General features: G+C 63.8%; 1 protein-coding gene. It reads left to right on the plus strand.

Going from position 1 to position 478, the window contains the following annotated elements:
* Window positions 1-478: ATP-binding protein (locus AC1D0P_RS28940; RefSeq protein WP_477679883.1), on the plus strand; the 478-nt coding region annotated here is incomplete at both ends.

Here is a 478-nt window from a genome sequence, read left to right on the forward strand (position 1 = left end):
ATATTGCCGACAACGGCACCGGCATCCCGCCCGAGATCATGGACAAGATCTTCGAGCCCTTCTTCACCACCAAGGAAGTGGGCAAGGGGACCGGCCTCGGCCTTTCCATGGTCTATGGCATCATCAAGCAATCGGGTGGCTATATCTTCCCGGAATCGGAAGTCGGCAAGGGCACGACCTTCCACATCTTCCTGCCGCGCCATGTGGCGCAAGAGAGCACGGCGGATAGTGACAATGCCAAGACCGCTGCCGAGCAGCAGCCTGCCGCCTCGGCCGCGACCGACGATGTCGACCTGACCGGCAAGTCGACGGTCGTGCTTCTCGTCGAGGACGAGGACGCCGTGCGCCGCGGCGGCAAGCGCATGCTCGAAACCCGGGGCTACACCGTCCACGAAGCCGGCTCCGGCGTCGAGGCACTCGACATCCTCGAAGAGCTCGACGGCCAGATCGACGTGGTCGTCTCCGACGTGGTCATGCC

The sequence above is a fragment of the Polaromonas sp. P1_G2 genome (genome assembly GCF_056405515.1).